Below are 869 nucleotides of genomic sequence, written 5' to 3' on the forward strand. Positions count from 1 at the left end.
GCGAACTGGATCATGCCGTTGCAGATCGGTGCGCCGGATGTGGCGTTCCCGCGGTTGAACATGCTGGCGTTCTGGCTGTTCCTGTTCGGTTCGTCGATCGCGGCGTTCGGTTTCTTCACGCCGGACGGTGCGGCTGATTTCGGCTGGTTCCTGTATGCGCCGTTGTCGGATGCGGTGCATTCGCCGGGGCTGGGTGCGGATCTGTGGATCATGGGTGTGGCGCTGTCGGGGTTCGGGTCGATCCTGGGCGCGGTCAATTTCATCACCACGATCGTGTGTATGCGGGCGCCGGGCATGACGATGTTCCGGATGCCGATTTTTGTGTGGAACGTGCTGTTGACCGCGTTGTTGATCCTGATCGTGTTCCCGGTGCTGGCGGCGGCGTTGTTCGCGCTGGAGTGCGACCGTAAGTTCGGCAGTCATGTCTTCGATGCGGCCAATGGTGGTGCGCTGCTGTGGCAGCACCTGTTCTGGTTCTTCGGTCATCCGGAGGTGTACATCCTGGCGCTGCCGTTCTTCGGGATCGTCTCGGAGGTGATCCCGGTCTTCTCCCGCAAGCCGATGTTCGGCTACATGGGTCTGATCGCGGCGACGATCGCCATCGCGGGTCTGTCCGTGACGGTGTGGGCGCACCACATGTATGTCACGGGTGGGGTGCTGCTGCCGTTCTTCTCCTTCATGACGTTCTTGATCGCGGTGCCGACCGGGGTGAAGTTCTTCAACTGGATCGGCACCATGTGGAAGGGCAGCCTGTCCTTCGAGACGCCGATGCTGTGGACGACGGGTTTTCTGATCACGTTCGTCTTCGGCGGGCTGACCGGTGTGATCCTGGCGTCGCCGCCGATGGACTTCCACCTCTCCGACTCGTA

At 61.7% G+C, this 869-nt stretch carries 1 protein-coding gene; it reads left to right on the top strand.

What is annotated here, in order from left to right; genetic code table 11:
- On the top strand, positions 1–869 hold an 869-nt coding region (locus CTZ28_RS46345; RefSeq protein WP_183154925.1), incomplete at both ends, for a cytochrome c oxidase subunit I.

The sequence above is a fragment of the Streptomyces shenzhenensis genome, from assembly GCF_003688995.1.
GTDB lineage: Bacteria > Actinomycetota > Actinomycetes > Streptomycetales > Streptomycetaceae > Streptomyces > Streptomyces shenzhenensis_A.